The organism is Prevotella sp. HMSC077E09, assembly GCF_001814685.1.
GTDB lineage: Bacteria > Bacteroidota > Bacteroidia > Bacteroidales > Bacteroidaceae > Prevotella > Prevotella oris.
On record NZ_KV817495.1, the window covers coordinates 1 to 23,124 of the forward strand.

Genomic DNA, 23,124 nt, shown 5'->3' on the forward strand with positions numbered 1-23,124 from the left:
GTTTAATTTATAATAGTGTTGCGGAATTAAGGCTAAAACTAAATTAACCACTAAAAAAACTAATATCTTTCCTTTCAGCAGCAAATATACGACTTATATTTGGATATATTATTACCAATATTACTTCAAAATTTGCATTTATTACGGATATTTGCACATTTGAGTTTTCTGTTGAAATTAATCATCTTTACACATCATTATATATAAATAAGCATGAATGCCGACGTGCTTTCAGTGAGCGATTTCCTCATTTCAATGCCCGAAAACCATGATTTGACACGCTTGAAAAGCCATTATGAGACGGAAACAAAACGCTATAGGCTGAGCATCAAGGCTGCCGATGACAAGGAACAAGACGGCCGACAGCCCATGTTTGACGATATATGAGACATCCGCTATCGGCAATCGAAGTGCTATCGAGGCTTGCCTCTGCCGTGCTGACAGGGCATAATGCAGGGGGTTCCCTTATTCTTGAATTAACAAATTGCCAGAGAGAAACTTGTATAGTTCCATATATTGAAGTATAATTTATTATTTTTGAAAAATCCACACAATAGCTTTCGCATAGCTCACGTATTTGAAACGACAGCCTTCCTCGCTCCAAATACGCGCTGTATTTTGACATTTTATAACGCATTGTCTATCAGATGATTATATAATTCAAGGCAAATTATGAGATAAAACCACACTGAAAAATCTTGCGTTTTGCGTCAAAAAGCGTGGTAATCTCAGGCAAATCAGGCGGTAAGTTGACGTTAATCGCAGTGATTTCTTGCATGATTTTGACCTATATTTTGTTTCAGAACACATAATAGTTTGACTATCAACGCATTGCAAACCACCGAAAAACAGCGCGTATTTGGAGCGAGGAAAAGAACTATTTCAAATTCGCGAAGCATTCAAGAGCAATTGTAAATATCCTTGATAAGAATTAACCTATTTTCCGCTTCATGAGATTACAGTTCACATGCTGCATCTTTTGATAGTTCAAGAGAACGCTAAATAAAAGAGGGGATATATCTTATACCTGTTAAGGTATATTTATTTCAGACTTTCATAAGGCTTTGGAAAAGAAGTCAGGCAGTTCGAGGCATGGGAAAAGCTCATTGTTTTAACATCTTTTTCATTATTATTAGGTATTGTTCAATCAGGGAAAATATCATACTTTTGCCGTATTCCAAGCGTTTAATCAAGTATTCGAATAAAGATAACAAATTAAAATAAACAAAAATATACGAATTAAAATGAATAGAAAAATCATGTTATTGTTAGCCTTGATGCTAACCACTTTATCAACTCTACAGGCTAAAACGGCACTCATGATAGTAGCACATGGCTCACCGATGGAATCGTGGAGAAAACCCGTTTTAGACTTAGAACCACTCGTAAAGCAGCAAGTTGCCGAGGGAAAACTCATGGGAATAGACATTGTAAAGGTAGCCCTCATGGAATATACAGAGCCTTCTGTAGCTTCAATGGTGAAGGCTTGCGAGGCCGAAGGCGCCGATACAATCTTCGCACTGCCTGTCTTCATTGCACCATCGGGGCATACAGAAGAAGACCTTCCCAATATTCTTGGCCACAAATACAACCCATACGTGCGTGAAGAATTAGGCGAAGAGAAGACTGAAATGGTGCATACGAAGACACCAATCATCCTCGGTCCGACTTTCTATTACAGCTATGTGTTGGAGAAGTGCATGCTCGATCGCATTCAAAGTCTTTCGAAAGATGCTGCCAACGAAGCTGTAATCTATCTCGCCCACGGCGATGATGAGCGCATTGGGTTCTGGAAAAAGATGTTCAACAGTGTGGAGAAATATACTAAAGAGCATGCAAAAATCACTTATGTAGACCATGCACTCATTGAAATGGGACATGACTTCGGTAAGGAACTCATGCCTTTGCTTACCAAAGCAGCCCAAAAGAAGAAGCGAATCATAGTACAAGGCATCTATCTTACCTCTGATGTGAAGCGCATGGCCGACCGACATAAGATGCAAGATGTACAGAATGACTTGGTGAAGAAAACCGGGGTGGAAATTGTCTACAGTTCCGACGGCATCCTGCCTGCCTCTACTTCTCGCGTTGTTGATTGGATTGTAGCCCAGACAAAACAATGGGTTGAAAGCAAACGATAAATCAGACACGGCATGAAAAACCTTACAATATTGAGTCTTTTCGCACTGCTGAGCCTCTTTCTTGTTCCACAAGAGAGCGTGGCTCAGGAGCGAAAGCTCTATGGTTACGTAACCGATGCCGGCAATGAGCCTCTTGTCGGTGTGAGCATTCGCGTGCAAGGAACGCAGATTGCAACAGTGACCGATGTCAAAGGTCGCTATCAACTGAGTGGTCATTGGGCCAAAGGTACACTCATTTCTTTCACCTATATCGGCTATGCCAAACAACAGTTTAAGGATGATGGGCGCGACCGCATGGATGTAAAGATGGTGGAAGTGGCCAATGGTATCGGTGAAGTGGTCGTGAAAGCCAAAAGCAATATCAACGCCATTGACCTGCGTTCGAAAGCAGGCATCGTTGAGAATGTGGACATGAAACAGCTCACCGAGAAGCCAATGATAGACATGGGACTGGCTCTTCAAGGTTTGGTTCCAGGCTTGAATGTCATGAATACAGGCGACTTGGGAAGTGCTCCGAAAATCAGAATACGTGGGAATTCATCGTTTCGTCGTGGTAACACAAGCAATGAACCATTGTATGTGTTGGACGGAAAGATTATCTCTGCCGAGACATTCTATAATCTGAACCCACAGGATATCGCCAATATCAAGGTGCTGAAAGATGCTGCAGCATGCGCATTGTATGGCATAAAAGCAGCCAACGGCGTGTTGGAAATCAGTTCACAGCATGGCTATAAAGGCAAGATGACGTTCACTTACAGCATGGATTTGGGTTTGACCATGCGTGGAAGACGCGGCGTTCGACTGATGGATACCGATGAGAAGCTTGAGTTAGAGCGTCTGTTGCAGAACCCGGCAGCACCAGGGTATCGTTACAGTCGTGATTATATTGAACGTGAGTACGCTTCTGATCCCAACAAAGAGCAGCTTATTGCCGAAGGCGAACAACGCTTGGCTGCATTGAGAAACATTCATACGGATTGGTTTAAAGAACTGATTCATAATAATTTCTATCAGAAGCATAACCTCAATGTCAAAGGGGGCAGTGGTTCTACAACCTATTATCTTTCGGGTAACTATACCTATCAAGGCGGTCGTCTCGAGGGAAACAACAAACAACGCTTCAATGTTCGCATGGGTTTAGACCAGCAGTTGGGCAACATAGGCTATCTGATGATTGGCGTTTCCGGAGGGTATTCCAAGAGTAATTCACCCAATGGAACGACCTTCGACCCTTCTTCGTTGGTGTATAATCTTAATCCTTACGAGCAAAAGACAGGCGAACTCTATTCTTATCCCAATCGAACCTATTATGATTTAATGCATCAATACAAAAGCGATGCTACCGATAAGAATGCCGGAGTAGATGTAAATCTCACGCTTTCACCATGGAAAGACCTTACGTTGGCTTATGTTGCAGGTCTTGATTTCCTGCAAGACGATGATCATCGCTTCACACCTGCATCTGCATATTCAGAGCAAAGTTCAGGTATTCTATTGAATGCACGGGGTATTTACAGCCGTACCAAAGGCACAACAACCAATCTTTCAAGCAACTTCCGCGCCACTTACAACCATGTTTTTGCGGATGTTCATGATGTAACGTTGGGTGCAAACTTCGATTATTACCTATATAATTATGATGCAGTGGGCATTACAGGCTATGGAGTTGGCAATGTGGATGCTCCTTCTGCCATTAATAATTCCTTGCAAGGATTTAGACAACCCGCCGTAAGAAACCCTCGCGACAAGAATGCTCAGCTTGGAATTGGAATGGTTGCAGGCTACACATATAACACGATTTATGATGCTTATTTCACTTATAAGGCCGATGCTTCGTCGATATTGCCGGCAGATAAGCGTTGGAATGCAGCCTGGGCAGCGGGCTTGGGATGGACTCCAACGAACTATTCTTGGTTGAAAGGCAATAAGATTCTGTCGAAATTAAACTTCAAAGCCTCTTATGGTGTAACGGCAAACCTTAATGGTGTGACAGTGTCCAGCACTGTTGGAACCTTCATGTTCGGCGAACAAGCCTATGAAAGTAGCCGAGTTTTGTCATTGTTGTCTCTCTATAACAAAGATTTAAAAGCCGAACAGAATAAATCAACCGACTTAGGTGTTTCGATAGAGCTGTTGAAACGTATCACTTTAGATGTGAATTGGTATAACCGCCGCACAGAACAAGCACTCTTGGATGTGCCAATCGCCACCAGTTCAGGATTTTCTTCGCTGAAGCGTAACATTGGAGTTTTGCAGAACCGAGGTGTAGAACTCGGACTCACTGCAAAGATATTGGATGCTTATGACTGCCGTTTGGCTGTGGGAGGCAACATCGCTTATAATAATAATAAGGTGGTAAGTCTTTACTGGACTGATAAACTTTATTTAGACGAACAGTCCATTGTACCCAACTACGAGGTAGGAAAATCCTATGATATGATTTATGGTTTGCATTCATTGGGCATCAACCCGCTCACCGGTTACCCTGTTTTTCTCACGCCGGATGGAAAAGAAAAGCAAGGTACGGAACAGCTTACACGCGATGACTTCATTGCACTTGGTCATCTGACGCCACCTTATTCGGGTAGCTTCTATGCTAATTTCTCCTATAAGCAGTTTGATTTTGACATTTCATTCTATTATGTTTTTGGTGGAAAACAGCGCTTTAACTATCAGTATGTGCGTAATAAAGATAAGGCAAACCTTAATGCTGTGGCTGGACAGACTACCAAAATGTGGTTTAAACGAGGTGATGAATATAAAGAATATTGGACACCTTTCTACACACAAAGCATTGCACAAGATAACCTTGCGCTATATCCTAACTCGCGAACTGTTGGGAATAGCGACTACTTAAAACTTTCGAGTTTCTCTATGCGCTATCGTATTCCATCGAACTGGCTACATAAAGTAGCTCCATTCCTACAATATGCCAACGTAGGTCTACAGGGATCAAACCTCTTTACATGGACAAGTTATAAGGAGTCTGACCCGGAAAGTGGTACCTTAGCAGGCACCATGCAGCCTGTTTTCACCTTTCATCTCAATCTAACATTCTGATAATAGTATATGAAACAGAATAAATTGACTTTCAAGAGCGTTGCAGTGGGGTTGGTTTCAATGGTTTTTGCCTCATGCAGCCTTAACATTCCACCGCTTGATCAGTTCTCCGATCCTGATGCAATCACGAATATTTCCAATGCAAGATCATTCCTGGCATCGGCTTATTCTTCTTATCCCCACATGGAATATGAGTTCTCTTTGTTGGGAAATGATTTCGTTCCGACATCTCTTTCCTTTAAGGATATTACGTCTTTGAACTTATATAATTGGAAAGATCAAGAGATAAACAAGATTGCTCCAAGCCTTTGGCAAGACTATTATAATGTAATTGCACAATGTGATGCCTTGCTTGAACGCATGGATAACGTGCAGACAAGCTCTGCTGAAGAGCAGAACGAAAAACAAGCGATTGCTGCTGAAGCCAAAACATTGAAGGCCTTATGCTATTTCCAATTGCTTAAAACATTTGCACCTGCCTATGACTTAAATCCTGATGCGGCAGGAGTTATCTTGAAAAATAGGTTTGGAATAGAGGACAAACAACGTTCTTCGATTCGTGATTGCGTGGCAACAATACGTGCTTTGCTTGATGATGCCGTGCAAGTTGATAACACTTCGAAGCGTAATGGCTGGCTTTCACAAATGGCGGTACAGTATCTTCAAGCTGATTTGGCGCTCTATTCGGGTGATTATGAGACAGCCATAAAGTCGGGAAATGCCGTGATTGCAAAAAGCAATGACGCCTATTTCATGGCCGAAGGCATGAGTAATTTATGGGAAAAAGATAGTTATGCAGGTCGTATTTTCGCGTTCAATACAAACTCAACTTACTATGCCGGCATCCAATATGATGCCAAAGAAGGCGACTATTTCTGTGTCAATCCAAAACTTAGTTTCACCATTTCAGATCTTCGAAAAGCCTCGTTCACCTATCCCTTTGTGATGAATGGCACGAGCAGGACACTGCTTGGGAAATATAACCGAAGCAATAAACTCAATCAGGCTACTGCCTATATTAACACCATGCGTTATGCCGGAGCCTATTATATCGTAGCCGAAGCCTATTGTCGAAAGGGAGAAACCGAGTCAGCACGTATGCTCATCAATCATTATTGGAGCTGTATTGGTACATCGAAAGCACCTGCCGGCACTACTAATCAGGCGCTTTTGGAACTTATTCTCACAGATAAGCAGCGTGAATTTGCAGGCGAAGGAGTTAATTTCTTTGACCTCAAGCGTACGCATCTCGCAGCTTTAACGAGATATTCTCAATGGGGAGCAAGCGCAAGCAGTACAATAGCGACCACTGATTACCGATGGAATTTCCCTATTCCAGTGTCTGAATATCGCTTCAACAAGGTGGAACAAAATGCTGGTTGGCCATCCAATTAAACTTAACGATAAACAAATGAAACATTTATTCAATAGCATTCTTGTAGTCGTAGTGCTTGTTTTAGCAGGCTGTCAGGCACAAGATGCACCTCGAGAAACCATAACGAATGGAGTGGAACTCACCATTCCCGGAAATGCAATCCTGTCAGAAGACGATACAAGTAGTGTGTTTGTGCATGCCATGATAGCTTTTGCGCCTTCCGAACGAATATCAGTAAAGTTGGCTTTTACAGGCAATGAAGATGCTGTGTTGCAGATGGAAAGCGATGAAATCGTGTTTGAACCCGGTCAGAAAGAGGTTGTCTTTCGCGTGAAATCCAATGGAAAACATTCGCTTTCTATCAGTAAGACGATCACTTTGCAAGTGGCATCTGCATCTCATCCGCAGATAAAAGGCTTTGGTAAAGGCGTTCAAATCACGGTAAATCCCGATGCAGACATTCCTATTCTAACAGAAACACAGTTGCAATTGATTGCTGATGTGAAGACAAAATACGGCATAGATCTTGCTCGCTTGTTGGGAAAGCTACCTGTAGAGACGACTGTTGTCTTCAACAAAGACGACAAAGAGAACTTCTTCCAAGGTCAATCACAACGCGTTTACAAAGGATATAGCGTGATAACCCTTGGAGATGATGCCACTGTTGACCACCCAACGCTCAAGATGTTGACCAATCCTATGGGGCTGACTACGTTCCTCTATGATGTCTTGAAGCGTAAAACAGTGAACGATAACGAGTTTTTCATGCGGACCCCCTATGGAAAAGCGGCCGTGAAAGCCATTAATTATCAAGAAAGTAAAGAGACATTCTCGGTTGCTTTGAGTAATATCGGTATTAATCCTGCCAGCAACAGCATTACGTTTACAGGAGAAAAAGAAAACGCTTACGGTGATATGATTATGGGAATTCCTTTCACCTACGACTACTCTGCCTGGAATCGCCTGCTCAAAGAAAAGGAAAAAGGTACTGTTGTGGAAATAGAAGAAGATGGAAAGTTAGTGGGTTACACCATCAATGACGACTTCTTAACCATGGGAGGCTCTTTAGATCCCAACCGATTCTTAGGCGTTAGCAACATCAGTAGCGATACTTTTGGGAACAATCCAAGTGATTGGGTAGCCCCTTCTGCATTGCTTGACCTCGCGAAAGGAACGCTCTCGTTCACTTTTCCATGGGATTATGCCGACGGAAATGGCTATGAACAGGTGCATGTGGTTTATACATTGCACCGCTAAACAGCAAGTATTATATGGAGAAAAAACTTATCAGAAATACTCTTTTCTGGGCGATTGTGCTCGGACTTCTATTTGTAGGTAGGGCTTTTGCTCTGCCTTGCTTGCGTGTTAATAAATATATTACTCTGCCTAAAGGCACTGTTGAGGGACGATTGGATAACGGACTGCGTTATATTATCCTACCCAACGAATTGCCGAGACATAATATCGAGGTGAGAATGGTCATGAATGTAGGCTCGTTGCAAGAAGAAAACGACCAGCGAGGTGGGGCACATTTCCTCGAACATAGTGCCTTTATCGGAACTAAACACTTTCCACAACGCACGCTTATTGACTATTTTGAACGGCAAGGAATGAAGTTTGGACGCGACATCAACGCCTTTACGGGCTTTGATCGCACCATTTATTGGCTTTCACTGCCACACCATTCAGAAAACGACGGTGTGCTTGATACTACTTTTTTAGTCCTCTGTGACTGGCTCTGCGACCTTAGTTTTGATGATGAACGCGTGAAGAAAGAGTGCGGAGTCATTGTAGAAGAGTTGCGCGGTTATCAGCAAAATGACGATTTCTACAGTCTGAAAATGGGACAAAATCGCTATGCAGACCGCATACCCTTAGGCACAGAACGCGATATTAACAGCATAGACAGCGACCGACTGAAGGCTTTCTATAAGCGTTGGTACACGCCTTCACATGCCACAGTGCTTGTGATTGGACAGGTAAATGTGGCAAAAATCGTTGAAAAAATGCGCAAAACGGTGGGTACTATCCCAGCAAAAGCGGATAAAAAGCCTTTCAAAAAGCTACCGATGACCTATGCAAAAGGAGCCGCTTGGATGCAGTTGTCCGACAGCATGCAACGCGAAAACAAAATAGAACTCATCATTCCACATCCCACAATCGTTGAAAAAACATTGCAGGATGCTGTCAACAAGCAACGCATGCGCATGTTGGTGCAATGTCTTTCAGAGCGGTTTGCAGCTGATAGTATAAGGTGTAATGTGTCAAACGATTGGTATCTGGCTGACAAAGACCATTTTGTGCTGGCGTTTCGCGGTGCTTCTTCGGCTCTATTAGCGCAGCAGTTGGCTGCAGCTTCCTATGAATGTCGACGGCTGTTGCAGCGTGGAGTGGGGCAAGATGAACTGCAACAACTCATTCATACGCGTCTTGTGCATTTGTTACCTGATACCACACAGCAGCTTTCCTCTGACTTATGCGATGATTTTATCGATTATATCACGGCAGGAGACCGCCCACTTTGGCATCCCGATGATGTGGAGTGGGTGCGCAGTCAGGTGAAAATGACAACGAGTTTGCAGTTGCAGGAATATCTGAAAAGCATTCTTGAAGCCATGAAACGCAGTCGGTTGTATGCCTATACCTATATTGCAGACAATGCAAATGCACCTCTTCTCAATGTAAAACAGGCTGACTTGGCTTGGAAACAAGGCTGGAAATGCCCCCTTGAATCTTATGTTTATCGACAGAAAGCACAGCCGAAAGAAGAGACTATTAAACTGCCTTCATGCTTGAAACAAACGCCAACATTCACAAATGCAAGCATTGAAAATCGGAAGAAATGGCCCGAACTTGGGGTTGAGGAAATACAGTTGACAAACGGCATCAAGCTGCTTGTACGCCCAACTTTAGACGAAGACTCTACAATTTACTTAGCTGCAGTGGGACGAGGTGGCACGGCCGACCTCTCACCTCAAATGCAATTGAAGGTACACGATGCTGTAAGTTATGTCGATATGGGCGGGTTAGCCAAGGTGTCGTGCGACACATTGCTGACCGTGATGACACAACAACAGTTGTCGATGACGGTCGGTGAGGATGCCTATTGGCATCAGTTGCTGGCCTCTGCGCCTGCAAAAAGCGCTACAGAATTGTTTAATTTGGCTTATGAAAAGTTGTGTTTTCCAGGTGTTAACCGCGGAGATTTCGCTGAAACAGTGGCTTCTGAACTGGAATGTGTAGGTAAGGAAACACTTTTAGATAGGCTTTTGGCACACAATCCCGACCGCTTAATGACCAACACTATCGACTCATTGGTGGGCAATGTGGCAGCAGGAAGTGAGCAATTAATCACAAAAGAGGCGCTGCAGGCATTGAATATTGACACGCTTACCAACTATTACAAACGCCTGTTTGCCAATCCTTCAGGACTCACAATCATCTTAACGGGCAACTTCAATGCTGCACATGTGGTGCCCAAAGCCATTGCAACGTTTGCCCAAATGCAGGTACCGCAGTCGCCATTACCATTGAACAACTCACCGTTTGCAGCTAAGAAACAGAAGTTTTTCAAAGGCTTCGAGGGCGGGAATGATCATCAAACGGTGGCCAACTACATCTTTGCAGGCAACTATACGCCGTCGCTTCAAGCCACGTTGAGCATGAAACTGATACGCGATGTGTTACAAGACCGTGTGCTGAAAGTACTGCGCGAGGGCGAGAACATTGCCTATTCACCTTATGTAGACCTCTATTATAATGGTGTTCCACAGCAGAAATATCATTTCGTCATTAACCTTTCGCTGAAAGATGAGAACCGCCAGAGAGCTGAAATCCTCTTGCAAAGCTTTCTTAAAGACTTGAAAGAAAAACCTGTCAGCACGGCAGAACTCGACAAGTTGAAGCGTTCTTTTCTCGTGACGAAAGACAAAGTGCTGACCGACAAGGCTCCTTCTGAATGGAAAACGGCATTGATGTCGCTGGTGAAGAATGGCGAGTCGTTGCACGATTTCAATGACTATGCCGCCTGTCTGAATGGCATAACGCCTGCAATGGTGCAGAGAATGATAAGTAAAATGTTGGATTGGAACCACCGAATGGTTGTATTTAAATCGCAGAAATAATGAGAATAATCAAGAATTTACGTTTGTTTTGCTGTGTCATCATCTTGTTCATGGCAGCTAATATGAGGGCCGAGAAGCAGCCCGAAGCCTATCGTTTATACGACAACAACGGCAAAGCAATGACTTATGAGCAGTTGGTGAAAGCGCTTTCCAGGGTAGATGTGGTCTTTATTGGTGAGATCCATAACTGCGTTATCACGCATTGGCTGGAGCTAAAGCTGTTGGAAAGCCTCTACAAAGTGCATGGAAAGCAGTTGAAAATGGGCTTAGAGATGTTTGAAAGCGATAACCAACTCATCTTGGATGAGTATCTTCAACGTCAGATTACAGGCGAACGCTTTGAAGATGAAGCCCGACTTTGGCCGAATTACAGCACGGATTATGCCCCATTGATAGACTTTGCACGTGAGCACCACATGCCTGTTGTGGCGACAAATGTGCCACGTCGTTATGCCACTGCCGTGAAAGAGCATGGCCTTACCTATCTTGATTCGCTTTCGCTAGAGGCAAAATCCTATATGGCTCCATTGCCTATCCGTTTTCAGCAGAATGAAAACGTGGCACAAGGTTTTGCACTTATGGAGCTGATGGGCAAGAACAAGAAGGCCAATGCGCAGCAGATTGCCGAGGCGCAGGCTATCAAGGATGCTACAATGGCTTGGCGGATAGCACAGCATCTGCAGGGAAAGTTCATTCATTTCAATGGTAACTTTCACACCGATAGCCGTGATGGAATCATTCCTTACCTGTTACAATATAAGCCAGGCATTACTTATGCAGTGGTAAGGGCAGTGCGTCAAGAGGATATTTCGCATTTGGAAGACGACTACAAAGGCATTGCCGATTATTATATCTGTGTGCCCGAAGACATGATTACGTCATACTAAGTGAGATCATATACCTCATGCAGCCCTATTTTATCTCATCAAATGAAATGAATATAAAAATCTGGCTATAAGAAAACGAGACCTAAAAAAGGTCTCGTTTTCTTATAGTATTATTTCAATATCTGCCGTAATGGGATCATTACAAAATCGCGTTCATGCATAAAAGGATGAGGAATTTGCAGGTCAGGCTCATCAATTTGCAGGCTATCATAGAGCAGAATATCAATGTCTATGATACGATCGGCATACTGTTCACCTACAGATTTCTCCGTTCTCCCCATTTTCCGCTCTATCGCCTGTGTTACCTCAAGCAACTGTTGAGGCAATAAAGGCGTCTCTATGCACACACACATATTGATAAAAAGATTTGGAGAATCAAATCCCCAAGGTTCAGTTTCGAGCAAATCAGACTGTCTAAGCACCGTACCGACATTTGCCTCAAGATATCGGACAGCATCGCGCATGTTACGCTTTCGGTTTCCGATATTCGATCCTAAACTCAAATAAACCGTATGCAAAGCCACTTTCAGCCCTTTATCAATCATCAACGATCAACAAGGCATCACCGTAACAGCCAAACATATAGCCGTTTTCAGCTGCCAAATTATAACATTCCATCACTGCCTCATAGCCACCAAAGGCCGCTGTTGTCATCAGAAGCGTAGAATAAGGATGATAGAAATTAGCCACCATTGAGTCTGCCAAGTCGAAATCATAAGGCGGGAAGATAAACTTGTTGGTCCAACCGTCATATTCTTTCAGCATGCCATCAGTGCCGACGGCAGTCTCTGTAGCCTTCACAACGCTTACACCAACTGCTAAAACATGATGCCTTTCGCGCTTCGTCTGGTTCACACGCTGACATGCTTCAGCCGAAACAATCATCTGTTCTGAGTCCATTTTATGCTTCGTGAGGTCTTCCACTTCAATTGAATTGAAGTTTCCCAATCCACAATGTAGTGTGATATAAGCATCATGAATGCCACGGATTTCCATGCGTTTCATCAGTTCACGACTGAAATGTAAGCCTGTTGCAGGAGCCGTCACAGCACCTTCATTCTTTGCAAACACCGTCTGGAAGTCTTCCAGATCTTCAGGAGTTGCATGCGGTTCTTCGCGATTGTCAATGATATAACGGGGCAGGGGAGCCTCTCCCAAAGCGAAGAGTTCGCGCTTGAATTCCTCGTGATCACAATCATAGAGAAAGCGAAGTGTACGGCCACGACTGGTGGTATTGTCGATAACTTCAGCCACCATCGTACCTGTTTCATCAAAGAACAGCTTGTTACCAATGCGTATTTTACGCGCAGGTTCAACGAGAACGTCCCACAAACGCATCTCCGGGTTCAGTTCTCTAAGCAGAAACACTTCGATTTTTGCATCCGTTTTCTCTTTCGTTCCATAGAGACGTGCCGGGAAAACCTTTGTATCATTGAAAATAAAAGTATCACCTTCGCCGAAATAATCAAGGATATTGCGGAAGTCGAGATACTCTCCTTCAATGGGATTACCTTTAGAATCCTTCTTGAACATCTCTATCTGTCCAGACCGTTTGTGCAAAACCATCAGTCGACATTCGTCACGACGCGTTACCTGGAAACTGTCCTTAGTTCCATCTTCATTTTCAAACACTCGGGTGAAACTATGAGGATAGAGTGCAACTTGCTCCTCAGCCAGATTAAATTTGAACTGTGATAACTTCATATATTATTTTACTAATGTTTTAACTTTATTCTATCCATTCTCTGATATGCTCGTAATCGAGACATTTTCCAATCGTGAATTCTCCCACACGGGTACGTCGGAGTGCGGTCAGATAGGCTCCGCTGTCAAGTGCTCGACCTAAATCACGAGCCAAAGCACGGATATATGTACCCTTGCCACACACCACACGAATGCTCAACAACATCTTTCCTGCATCGAAATCAGTCACTTCAATTTCGTCGATATGTATCTGCTTGGGACTCAATTTCACCTCTTCGCCGGCACGACGCAATTCATAAGCGCGGTCACCATTCACCTTTACAGCACTGAAAGTAGGGGGAACCTGCGCTATATCTCCAATGAACTGCTGCAACTTTTCATCTATCAAAGCCCGCGTAATATGTGCTGTAGGAAAGGTTGCATTGACTTCATGCTCCATATCATAGCTTGCTGTAGTGGCTCCCAACTGCAGTGTTGCCGTGTATTCCTTCGTCTGTCCCTGGAATTCTTCAATGCGTTTGGTGGCTTTTCCCGTACAGAGAATGAGCACCCCCGTAGCCAAAGGGTCGAGCGTTCCGGCATGACCAATCTTCACTTTATAGCCCAATGTGCGTGAAAGCACATAGCGCACGTGAGCCAATGCGCCGAAACTTGAAATGCGATAAGGCTTGTCTATCGCAAAAATCTCTCCTGCCTTGAAATCCATTTAGTCAACCATTACGAGTGAATGGCCCGTGGCCAAAAGTAGCAAAATCACTGTACCGATGATGATACGATACCATCCAAAGGCCTTGAAACCATATCTCGTGAGGAAGCTTACAAACCATTTCATGGCGAAGATTGCTACGATAAAGGCTACCACACAGCCTAAGACGAGCATCTCTATATTATGCGTTGTGGCCCAATCTGTACCTTCTTTGAACATATCCAACAGGTCAAGCAACGTGGCACCCGCCATAGTAGGCACTGCAAGAAAGAATGAAAACTCGGCTGCCCGCCGACGAGTCAGCTTCTGTTGCATACCACCTACAATCGTCGACATACTGCGACTCATGCCCGGAATGACCGAAAGACACTGGAAACAACCTATCTTCAATGCGCGTTTCCAATCCACCTTATTATCTTCAGTGCCCTTATTGAAGAGGCGATCACAGAACAACATGAACACACCTCCCAGCACTAAGGTTACCGCAACAACTTCAACACTGTCGAGCAATCTATCAAGCAGACCACTCTTCTTGGCCAACAAACCTACGATAACCGCAGGTATGACGCCTACTATCAGCAGTCCATAGAACTTCATCTTACTGAAGAACTCTTCTTTGGTGCGCATCTGGAAGAAACGTTTCCAATAAAGGCACACCACCGAAAGAATGGCTCCAAACTGAATAATGAATGTAAACGCATGAACAAAAGGGTCACCCTGTGGCACACCGAGCAGGTTCTGCGTGATAATCATGTGTCCTGTTGACGACACAGGAAGGAACTCTGTCAGTCCTTCAACAATCGCAATGATGAGCGTTTGAATGAAATCCATTAGTCTTCCTCGGTGTTGATGTCTTTTGGTTTACGGATGATTGCGTAGATAATCGACACAAAACCGACGAAACAAACTACCGGAGCAACCTTTATTCTCATCGTACTGAACACCTCCGGATTAAAGGCTTGCTCTGTAGAACCACTGCCACTCATGAGGATAAAGCCCAAAATAACAACTGCCATTCCTATGGCCAACAGGATGAAGTTGACCTTATCGAATGCTAAATTCTTTTTGTCCATAAATTGTTTTCTGTTATATGTTTTCCTGCTTTGAGCCTTGCCACATGCACAAATGACCCATCACAAGCATTGAAATCAAATTTTATACAGTTCGCCGGCTTTCATCTTCAGGAACTTGTTGACTGAAAGACTCGCACAGATTGCCGTGATGATGATGCCAAAAAGGAACACAGCCAAGGCCGTTATCGCCATCACTTCGGGGGTAACCACCGTCAAGATTTCGGGTTCATACGTGTAGAGTGCATAGACAAAACAGCCCAATACGATCACTGCCAACAAAGCTGCAACGATGCCGACCGCCACTGACCGCCACACAAACGGACGGCGAATGAACCCCCACGAGGCACCGACCAACTTCATCGTATGAATGGAGAAACGACGTGCATAGATACTCAAGCGCACGGTGTTGCTGATGAGTGAGAACGACACAAACGTCAGCAAGCCCGCCAATATCAACAGAACAAAACTGATTTTCTGCAAAAACGTGTTGACACTTTCCATCAAACCTTTCTGATAGGTGATATTACCCACCTTAGGATAACGCTTCAATTCCTTGGTAATCCATTTCAAAGAATCGTTGTTGGCATAGTCACCTTTGAGCTTAATCTCTATGGAAGCCTGAAACGGATTGATGCCGATAAACTCCGAAGGATCTGTTCCCAAAGCCTGTGTCTGCTCCTTCAAAGCCTGCTCCTTACTGATGAAATCCACTTTATTAATATAAGGATACTGATGCAAACGACTGCAAAGTTGCTGTGCTTCGGGATTGGTCATATCGTCCTGAAGCATCATCGTTACAACAAGATTCTCCTTTACATAGGTTGACATATTCCTGGCTGTAAGCACAGAAAAGACGACAATTCCCAACAAAATCAACACCATAGCCGTGCTGATACACAAAGTAACAACCTGCAATCCGTGACGATTGCGAGCAGCTTTACGTTTCTTTCTCATTCCACAACAGCGTATAATACACCAAATATCCTGCAAAGATAATGCTTAATTCGCCGTCATACAATAGTTTAACCTCCATTAACTATTAAATCATTCTAATTTAGTAGCAACACCTGTAATCCTGATATATTTCGCTATCTTTGTCACAAATATGAGCACAATCATTTATCCCTCTCCCATTTTCGGCCCTGTTCACAGTCGCAGATTGGGGATTTCATTAGGCATCAACCTTATGCCGGCCGACGGTAAGGTGTGTACTTTCGACTGCATCTATTGCGAATGCGGCTTCAACAAGCAGCATGTGCCTACTCAAAAGCGACCTACACGCGAGGAAGTGGCCACGCAGTTAGAGGCCAAACTGCGCGAAATGCACGCACATGAGGAGTTTCCCGACGTACTGACTTTTGCGGGGAACGGCGAACCTACTGGTCATCCTGATTTCAAGGCAATCATCGAAGACACCATCAAACTGCGCAACCAATACTGTCCCAAGGCCAAAATCAGCGTGCTCAGCAACAGCACTTTCATTTTTAACGACAGTGTCCGTGAGGCGTTGATGAAGGTAGACAACAACATACTGAAAGTGGACACGGTCGACATGGACTATATCCGGACGGTGGATCGTCCCTTGCAATCCTCGTATGATATCCACAAAATCATTGAAGGCTTGAAGCTTTTCAAGGGGCATGTCATTATTCAATCCATGTTTATGAAAGGCAAAACCGAAGATGGAATCGATGTAGACAACACGCAGGAGCAGTTTGTCGACCCATGGTTGCAGGCTGTCAAGAGCATCAGACCGCAAGAAGTGATGATTTATACCATTGACCGTGAGACCCCGGATCATGCGCTCTTGAAGGCTACCCACGAGGAACTTGATGCCATTCGTGACCGTGTTATCGCGGAAGGAATACCTTGCACGGCATCCTATTAAGGAGAAAGAGGGAAGCCTCCCCTGGCTCATTAATTGTCAATATAATTCAAAACCGATTTGCATTTGCCTCAAAAATTCATTATCTTTGCATCAGCGGAGGGTCTGTTACGGCTCTCCTTTTTTCGTGTCTTGATTTTCATGAAAGCCCGATAAACACGGAGACAGCTCACAACAAGCCTCATTCTGACTTCTCATTTGCGTCAAATCGAGATGCAATCTGCGTCAAAATACAAGGTGATTTGAGGCAGATGACACGACAATCAGACCGAGATTGCAAGCTGAAAACACGTCATTTCTGAAGTTAAGGAAAAACAGAACAATCTGCATTTCCACAGAACAATCTTTTTTGTTACAGTTTTTTACTATTTTCATTCGTGTTTTATCACGTTGCAGTTTCGGTTGAGAGAGCTAACCGAAAAGAGGAGGTTACCTCTCGGAAACCTCCTCTGCACGTAGTGTAAAATGTATAGGTATGCCTACATTTTACCTATGATGCCCAATTCAGTAGCATTGAGGAACTCCACAATACTACGGATTTCAGCACTGTCAGGCACCTGATCTTTAATCTGATGCACGGCATCAAAGAGACTCGTCTGACCGTGGAACACGAGTCGATAGGCGTTTGCAACATGCTTCTGAACCTTTTCATCAATGCCGTTACTGCCCATCATTACGTTGTTAGGCCCGGTATATGAGGCTGGTTTTCCACCAACAATGGTATACGGTGGCACGTCTTTTGAGAATGTCGTTCCAGCCTGAATCATGGCCAAACTGCCGACACGTGTCTTTGCATTCTCTATGACACTGGAGCTGAAAATGACATTATCGCCGATGCAACAATCGCCTGCAATCTTCGTGCCATAACCGAAAACGCAGTGGTTTCCCACGACAGTATCATGTGAAATATGAACGCCTTCCATGAGAAAGTTGCCGTTGCCGATGACGGTTTTGCAGCCTTCATGCGTGGCACGGTTAATGACTACGTTCTCACGAATGATGTTATTGTCGCCGATGATAAGCTCACTTTGTTCGCCGCAGAAATTGAAATCCTGTGGCAATGCGCCCAAGACTGCACACTGATGCACCTTGTTGTTGCTGCCCATCTTCGTGCCGTTGAGGATACTCGTGAATGGAAAAAGCACACAGTTGTCGCCGATCACTACGTCGTCTTCAATATACACGAACGGAAATATCTTGCAGTTGTCGCCGATTTTAGCTTTCGGTGACACCTCTGCTCTTGGACTTATATCACTTGACATAGTTGTAAATGTTGAATGAGTAATGTTTAATGTGAAGTTATTTTAATGTGGAATGAGGAGTGAGAAATGTGGAATTGTGTTTTAATGTGAAGTGAGGAGTGTTGGATGTGGAATTGTTTTAATGTGGAATGTAGCATGACATATCATTTCACATTCCTCATTCAACACTCCTTATCAGCATCATTCCACATACCACATTCCTCATTTCACATTACCTACTCCCTCCTCCTAATGCACTATAGAGATTGACTACGGCCTGCATCTTGCTGAAATCATCGGCCACTTTGGAGAGTTCTGCATTGAGAAGACTGCTCTGTGCGGTGATCACTTCAAGATAGGTGCTGCCTGCACTTGCCATTAATTCCTTTGTGTCGTCAACGTTCTTCTTGAGCACTTCAATCTGCTTGGCCTCAACTTTCGACTTCTCTTCGGCGCTGTTATATTGCACCAGAGCGTTGCTGACCTCGCTTCCTGCAGTGAGAACAGCGTTCTGCCAGGTGTTGAAAGCCTGCTCGTATTGAGCTTTCGCCACTTTAAGTCCGGCCACAAGTTTACCATTCTGGAAGATAGGTTGCGTCAAGGAACCGACTGCAGTGAGTAACCACTTGCCGGGATTAACTATCCCCATGCCCCCACTATTAGTGAAAGCACCACTCGCATTGATGTTAAGCACGGGATAGAAACGGCTGCGTGCGGTCTCCACATTATAGAAACACTGCGCCAATGCCATTTCAGCGGCGTGGACATCAGCACGATTTTGCAGTAAATGCAGCCCCACTCCGGTAGAGAAATTAACTGGCAGCATCTGGTCTTCAAGCTTGCCTCGGCTGATACTTTGTGCCTGCTGACCGATTAAAAGCGAAAGAGCGTTCTCGGTTTCACGTATCTGTCGCTTGATATCTACCTTTTGGGTGAGCACTGAATAGTAGTTGGCTTCGGCTCTTTGAACGGCAGTAGAGCGCACACCTACTATGGCATCTTTCTGCAAGACCATGATATCCCAGGTGTCTTTCGTCAGCTTTTCCATGTCTGTTACCAATTCCATTTGCTTGTCAAGCATAAGGAGTGTGTAGTACATATTGGCGATGTTGGCAATCAACTTGGTCTGAACAGAGACCTGATAATCCTTGCTTTGTAGCAAAGCTACCTGTGCAGCACGCTTCGAAGAGAGCAGAGTTCCAAAGAGATCTACGTTCCAACTGGCTGTAACCGGCAAGCTGTAAACCTTGTTTGCCTTGTTTCCATCCCATGAAGAGATAGTGCCTTGTGGCGTAAAAGCAAACGAAGGAAGAAATGAAAGCTTAGCCGCCTTGAGCTGAGCCTCGGCCATTTGCACGTTCAATGCAGCATTGAGAAGGTTTGGGTTGTGGCCCAATCCCTGCTCAATAAGCCTCTGCAGCTGTGTATCGGTAAACACACTGCGCCATGGGATGTTGGCAAATGTAGCCGTATCTGTTGCGACAAGCGTGTCTTTGTCGGAGACAACATCGCGGAACACACCGCTCGTGTTGACCTCCGGACGTTCATATTTGCCATAAAGACTCTTACATCCCGTCAGCATGACGGCTGCAATTGCCATGAGAAATATCGTCTTATTTATATTCTTCATCATCTTAATTCTTATTGTTGTTAAGGGTTACGACACCATTCTTGTGGGCATATTGCTCAAGTTCGGAGGTCACCTCCTCGTTCAGTTCCTCTTCAAACTTCAACGGAGAAATCTTCTCTTGCAACCATTGGAAAGCCACAAAGAGAGCCGGAACAATGAAAAGCTGACACAAAGTACCAATCAACATACCGCCCACGGCAGCCGCACCAAGGGTCTGGTTGCCGTTCTTGCCAACACCACTTGCAAACATCAACGGCAGAAGACCTATGACCATAGCGAGTGAAGTCATCAGAATTGGACGCAGACGAGCAGCTGCACCGAGGATAGCACTATACTTGATAGCCATACCAGTGTGTCGTCTTTCGAGCGCAAACTGTACAATCAAGATGGCATTCTTAGCCAACAGACCGATCAACATGATGAGCGAAATCTGCATATAGATGTCATTCGAGTGTCCGAAGAGCATCGTAAAGAGGAATGCTCCGGCCAATCCGAACGGAATGGAAAGGATTACCGACAACGGAAGAACATAGCTCTCGTACTGTGCACTGAGGATTAAATAGACGAAGATCACACAGAGAACGAGCACAATAGCCGTTGCATTGCTGCTCTCCGCCTCTGATCTTGTCAGTCCGGAATACTCATATCCGTAGCCCTGAGGCATCGTATTCTTCGACACTTCGGCTATAGCTTGCATGGCTTGACCTGAAGAATAGCCCGTGTTTGGCGTCACACTGACGTTTATTGCGGTATACAAATTGAAGCGGGCAATATTGGATGGGCCGTAAACACGCTTCAAAGTACAGAACTCCGAGACTGGAGACATCTGACCACTTGCCGTGCGAACGTAGATATTCGACAACTGTTCAGGACGTAAACGGTCGTTTGGTGCAGCCTGAATCATCACACGATAGAGCTTACCATAAGCGTTGAAATTGGATGCATACATACCCCCGAGGTAGCCTTGCAGCGTAGAAAGCACCACAGTTGGAGAGATACCGGCCTGCTTTGTCTTGGCAACATCGACGTCAACCATGTACTGTGGATAGTTAGGATTATATGTTGTCATGGCCTGCTTCACCTCTGGTCGCTTGTTCAACTCCTTGAGGAAGTCCTGCGCAACGTTGAAGAACTTGTTCAAATCTCCACCGGTTTTGTCCTGAAGTGTCATCGTAATACCATTCTGAATAGAGAAACCCGGCACCATTGGAGGGCCGAATGCCAAGATCTGGGCATCCTTGATAGAAGCCGTCTGCTTATAGATCATGCCTAAAACAGAGTTCGATTCCAACGGATTTACAAGCAAAGCCATCGGGTCTCCCTGCGAGATTGCATTCTTGATGCGTGTGAAGAAGCCGCCTGAACGCTCTTCGAAAGGCTTCAACTTGATGATGAACGTAGCCTGATCCGAACCTTGTCCGGCAATGAAGTTATAGCCGGCAATGCCTTCGCGACGCTGAATGGCAGGATTACTTGCCAGCATCTTGTCTACTTCCTCAACGATTTCGTGAGTCCGTTCCTGGCTCGTTCCCGGATTAGCTGATATCATCACGAACAGCGTTCCGGTATCTTCATCAGGCACAAGTCCCGTCTTTGTGAACTTCATTGTAATCACCAAAGCTGCTATTCCAACAGCAACGGCAATGCCAGCCCACACCTTATGGTTGATAATACGGGTGACACCTTTCTTATATTTATTAGTAGTCTTATCGAAGATACGGTTGAAATTACTGTGGAAACGACTCACAAAGTTCTTGTTTGTCTCGTCTTTTTCCTCGTCATGTGGCTTCAACAGTATCGCACAGAGAGCCGGAGAAAGTGTCAAAGCGTTAAGAGCGGAGATGACAATTGACAGTGCCATCGTCACACCGAACTCTCTATAGAACGTTCCCGAGGTGCCTCCGAGGAAGGAAACAGGCACGAACACTGCCGCCATTACAAGCGTAATGGAGATGATAGCGCCTGAAATTTCGTTCATTGCATCAATAGATGCCGTCAAAGCACTCTTGTAACCTTGGTCTAACTTGGCATGAACGGCCTCAACAACTACTATGGCATCATCCACAACAATGGCGATGGCAAGCAGCAAAGCGGACAGAACAAGCAGGTTGATTGAGAACCCAAAGACCCAAAGGAAGAAGAAAGTACCTATCAATGCCACAGGAACGGCAATCAAAGGAATAAGCGTTGAGCGTATATCCTGCAGGAAAATATAGACCACAAAGAATACCAATGCCAACGTAATGAACAGCGTTATAACTACTTCTTCAATGGAAGCGAAGAGGAATTCTGTAGTATCCTGCTCTATCGTATATTCCATTCCGGGAGGGAAACTCTTGCTGGCTTCTTTCAAAGCAGCCTTTACAGCCTTGGCAATATCCGTGGCATTAGACCCTGCAATCTGGTTAACCATACCCATAACTGCAGGCTGTCCGTTGTTGATGAGCCTCACATTATACATCAATGCGCCTAATTCTACCTTGGCAACATCCTTCAATCGCAGGGTCTCTCCCGTCATTGAGCTTTTCAACATGATGTTTTCAAACTCCGGAACCGACTTCAGACGACCTTTATATCTCAGTGCATATTCATAGGCAACAGACCCACTTTCGCCCAAAGAACCAGGCGCTGCTTCGATGTTCTGCTCTGCCAATACACCGGTTATATCAGAAGGAACCAAGCCATACTGCTTCATCTTGTCGGGTTGAAGCCATATTCTCATGGAATAAGTCTCCGTTCCCGGCGTCTGCACATCACCTACACCTTTGATACGTTTCAACTGTGGAACGATGTTGATGTTATTGTAGTTTGTCAGGAACTGACCGTCATAACGACCGTCTTCTGTGGTCAATGAATACATGATTACATTGGAAGACTGACGCTTAGAGACTGTCACACCGGCACGAGTAACCTCAGCCGGCAGCAAAGCCTGAGCCTGCTGGACACGGTTCTGCACGTTGACGGCTGCCATATCTGCATTCGATCCCTGCTTGAAATATACCGTTATCATCGCCATTCCCGAGTTAGTTGCGGTCGAAGACATATAAGTCATGTTCTCTACACCATTGATACTCTCTTCCAAAGGCGTAATAACGGAGTTCAAAACTGTCTGTGCATCGGCTCCCGTATACGAGGTCATGACCGATATTGTAGGCGGTGCGATGTCTGGATACTGCTCAATCGGCAGTGAAACCAGACCGATTGCACCCAGCAAGACGAAGAAGATTGAAATCACCGTCGACAGTACCGGGCGCTTAATAAAGTTTGTAAATGTCATACGTTCTTATTTCATTTC

Annotated in this window: 16 protein-coding genes and 2 pseudogenes; 9 read left to right on the forward strand and 9 right to left on the reverse strand. The window is 44.7% G+C overall.

Annotated features, from left to right (window positions below; all coding sequences use genetic code 11):
• Positions 1-213: 213 nt before the first annotated feature.
• The 7 genes from HMPREF2983_RS13915 (at position 214) to HMPREF2983_RS00645 (ending at position 11,590) form a co-directional block, all read left to right on the forward strand.
• Positions 214-387, forward strand: a complete 174-nt coding sequence (locus HMPREF2983_RS13915) for a hypothetical protein (protein WP_168166194.1) — start codon at positions 214-216, stop codon at positions 385-387.
• A gap of 857 nt (positions 388-1,244) precedes the next feature.
• On the forward strand, positions 1,245-2,141 hold the full coding sequence (locus tag HMPREF2983_RS00620; RefSeq protein ID WP_070665656.1) for a sirohydrochlorin chelatase: 897 nt from the start codon (positions 1,245-1,247) through the stop codon (positions 2,139-2,141).
• A 12-nt stretch (positions 2,142-2,153) separates the two neighbouring features.
• Positions 2,154-5,204, forward strand: a complete 3,051-nt coding sequence (locus tag HMPREF2983_RS00625) for a SusC/RagA family TonB-linked outer membrane protein (protein ID WP_070665659.1) — start codon at positions 2,154-2,156, stop codon at positions 5,202-5,204.
• 9 nt (positions 5,205-5,213) lie between these two features.
• Positions 5,214-6,599, forward strand: a complete 1,386-nt coding sequence (locus HMPREF2983_RS00630; RefSeq protein ID WP_070665662.1) for a RagB/SusD family nutrient uptake outer membrane protein — start codon at positions 5,214-5,216, stop codon at positions 6,597-6,599.
• Positions 6,600-6,615: 16 nt separating this feature from the next.
• Positions 6,616-7,836, forward strand: a complete 1,221-nt coding sequence (locus HMPREF2983_RS00635; protein WP_070665837.1) for a DUF4929 family protein — start codon at positions 6,616-6,618, stop codon at positions 7,834-7,836.
• A 14-nt stretch (positions 7,837-7,850) separates the two neighbouring features.
• Positions 7,851-10,703: a M16 family metallopeptidase gene (locus tag HMPREF2983_RS00640; protein WP_070665665.1), complete on the forward strand. Its 2,853-nt coding sequence runs from the start codon at positions 7,851-7,853 to the stop codon at positions 10,701-10,703.
• Positions 10,703-11,590 (forward strand): ChaN family lipoprotein, encoded by an 888-nt coding sequence (locus tag HMPREF2983_RS00645; protein WP_070665667.1) that lies wholly within the window; start codon positions 10,703-10,705, stop codon positions 11,588-11,590. Before HMPREF2983_RS00640 ends, HMPREF2983_RS00645 begins: the two co-directional genes overlap by 1 nt.
• A 110-nt stretch (positions 11,591-11,700) precedes the next feature.
• Here HMPREF2983_RS00645 and folK read toward each other — a convergent pair whose 3' ends face one another.
• From folK to HMPREF2983_RS00675, 6 genes are all read right to left on the reverse strand, one after another.
• The gene (folK, locus tag HMPREF2983_RS00650; RefSeq protein ID WP_018920474.1) at positions 11,701-12,135 is read right to left on the reverse strand and encodes a 2-amino-4-hydroxy-6-hydroxymethyldihydropteridine diphosphokinase; all 435 of its coding nucleotides are present in this window, start codon (positions 12,133-12,135) and stop codon (positions 11,701-11,703) included.
• The gene (gene queA / locus HMPREF2983_RS00655; RefSeq protein ID WP_004371662.1) at positions 12,128-13,294 is read right to left on the reverse strand and encodes a tRNA preQ1(34) S-adenosylmethionine ribosyltransferase-isomerase QueA; all 1,167 of its coding nucleotides are present in this window, start codon (positions 13,292-13,294) and stop codon (positions 12,128-12,130) included. Before queA ends, folK begins: the two co-directional genes overlap by 8 nt.
• Positions 13,295-13,319: 25 nt before the next feature.
• Entirely contained in the window at positions 13,320-14,000 is a 681-nt protein-coding gene (truB, locus tag HMPREF2983_RS00660; RefSeq protein ID WP_070665670.1) for a tRNA pseudouridine(55) synthase TruB, read from the reverse strand.
• Entirely contained in the window at positions 14,001-14,831 is an 831-nt protein-coding gene (locus HMPREF2983_RS00665; RefSeq protein WP_004371660.1) for an undecaprenyl-diphosphate phosphatase, read from the reverse strand. It abuts the gene before it with no gap.
• A complete protein-coding gene (locus HMPREF2983_RS00670; protein ID WP_004371659.1) occupies positions 14,831-15,073 on the reverse strand; it encodes a DUF3098 domain-containing protein in 243 nt (80 codons plus the stop codon). The genes HMPREF2983_RS00665 and HMPREF2983_RS00670 overlap by 1 nt, the downstream gene beginning before the upstream one ends.
• Before the next feature lie 75 nt (positions 15,074-15,148).
• Positions 15,149-16,027, reverse strand: a complete 879-nt coding sequence (locus tag HMPREF2983_RS00675) for a cell division protein FtsX (protein ID WP_004371658.1) — start codon at positions 16,025-16,027, stop codon at positions 15,149-15,151.
• Between the two features lie 151 nt (positions 16,028-16,178).
• On the opposite strand from HMPREF2983_RS00675, the gene HMPREF2983_RS00680 reads away from it, so the two are divergent.
• Positions 16,179-16,961, forward strand: coding sequence for a radical SAM protein (locus tag HMPREF2983_RS00680; RefSeq protein ID WP_004377006.1), 783 nt, complete (start codon positions 16,179-16,181; stop codon positions 16,959-16,961).
• A gap of 476 nt (positions 16,962-17,437) precedes the next feature.
• On the opposite strand, the gene lpxA is transcribed toward HMPREF2983_RS00680, so the two are convergent.
• Together lpxA and HMPREF2983_RS00690 are read right to left on the reverse strand one after the other, a co-directional pair.
• Positions 17,438-18,220 carry an acyl-ACP--UDP-N-acetylglucosamine O-acyltransferase gene (gene lpxA / locus HMPREF2983_RS00685; protein ID WP_070665674.1) on the reverse strand — a complete coding sequence of 261 codons (783 nt, stop codon included), beginning with the start codon at positions 18,218-18,220 and terminating at the stop codon, positions 17,438-17,440.
• 211 nt (positions 18,221-18,431) lie between these two features.
• On the reverse strand, positions 18,432-19,832 hold the full coding sequence (locus HMPREF2983_RS00690; protein ID WP_070665677.1) for a TolC family protein: 1,401 nt from the start codon (positions 19,830-19,832) through the stop codon (positions 18,432-18,434).
• Between HMPREF2983_RS00690 and HMPREF2983_RS14465 the strand changes: the two are divergent.
• Positions 19,798-20,040, forward strand: a pseudogene (locus HMPREF2983_RS14465) (hypothetical protein); the annotation flags it as partial. The gene HMPREF2983_RS00690 and the pseudogene HMPREF2983_RS14465 overlap by 35 nt on opposite strands.
• Here HMPREF2983_RS14465 and HMPREF2983_RS00695 read toward each other — a convergent pair.
• A pseudogene (locus tag HMPREF2983_RS00695) lies at positions 19,975-23,106 on the reverse strand (efflux RND transporter permease subunit); the annotation flags it as partial. The pseudogenes HMPREF2983_RS14465 and HMPREF2983_RS00695 sit on opposite strands and share 66 nt — an antisense overlap.
• Positions 23,107-23,124 lie beyond the last annotated feature (18 nt).

Bases quoted from the DNA above. Each gene is read 5' to 3' on its own strand.
- HMPREF2983_RS00680 (WP_004377006.1), top strand. From the start codon at position 16,179: ATGAGCACAATCATTTATCCCTCTCCCATTTTCGGCCCTGTTCACAGT.
- lpxA (WP_070665674.1), bottom strand. From the start codon at position 18,220: ATGTCAAGTGATATAAGTCCAAGAGCAGAGGTGTCACCGAAAGCTAAA.
- HMPREF2983_RS00675 (WP_004371658.1), bottom strand. From the start codon at position 16,027: ATGAGAAAGAAACGTAAAGCTGCTCGCAATCGTCACGGATTGCAGGTT.
- HMPREF2983_RS13915 (WP_168166194.1), top strand. From the start codon at position 214: ATGAATGCCGACGTGCTTTCAGTGAGCGATTTCCTCATTTCAATGCCC.
- HMPREF2983_RS00620 (WP_070665656.1), top strand. From the start codon at position 1,245: ATGAATAGAAAAATCATGTTATTGTTAGCCTTGATGCTAACCACTTTA.
- HMPREF2983_RS00640 (WP_070665665.1), top strand. From the start codon at position 7,851: ATGGAGAAAAAACTTATCAGAAATACTCTTTTCTGGGCGATTGTGCTC.
- HMPREF2983_RS00625 (WP_070665659.1), top strand. From the start codon at position 2,154: ATGAAAAACCTTACAATATTGAGTCTTTTCGCACTGCTGAGCCTCTTT.
- HMPREF2983_RS00645 (WP_070665667.1), top strand. From the start codon at position 10,703: ATGAGAATAATCAAGAATTTACGTTTGTTTTGCTGTGTCATCATCTTG.
- HMPREF2983_RS00690 (WP_070665677.1), bottom strand. From the start codon at position 19,832: ATGATGAAGAATATAAATAAGACGATATTTCTCATGGCAATTGCAGCC.
- queA (WP_004371662.1), bottom strand. From the start codon at position 13,294: ATGAAGTTATCACAGTTCAAATTTAATCTGGCTGAGGAGCAAGTTGCA.
- HMPREF2983_RS00665 (WP_004371660.1), bottom strand. From the start codon at position 14,831: ATGGATTTCATTCAAACGCTCATCATTGCGATTGTTGAAGGACTGACA.
- truB (WP_070665670.1), bottom strand. From the start codon at position 14,000: ATGGATTTCAAGGCAGGAGAGATTTTTGCGATAGACAAGCCTTATCGC.
- HMPREF2983_RS00630 (WP_070665662.1), top strand. From the start codon at position 5,214: ATGAAACAGAATAAATTGACTTTCAAGAGCGTTGCAGTGGGGTTGGTT.
- folK (WP_018920474.1), bottom strand. From the start codon at position 12,135: ATGATTGATAAAGGGCTGAAAGTGGCTTTGCATACGGTTTATTTGAGT.
- HMPREF2983_RS00670 (WP_004371659.1), bottom strand. From the start codon at position 15,073: ATGGACAAAAAGAATTTAGCATTCGATAAGGTCAACTTCATCCTGTTG.
- HMPREF2983_RS00635 (WP_070665837.1), top strand. From the start codon at position 6,616: ATGAAACATTTATTCAATAGCATTCTTGTAGTCGTAGTGCTTGTTTTA.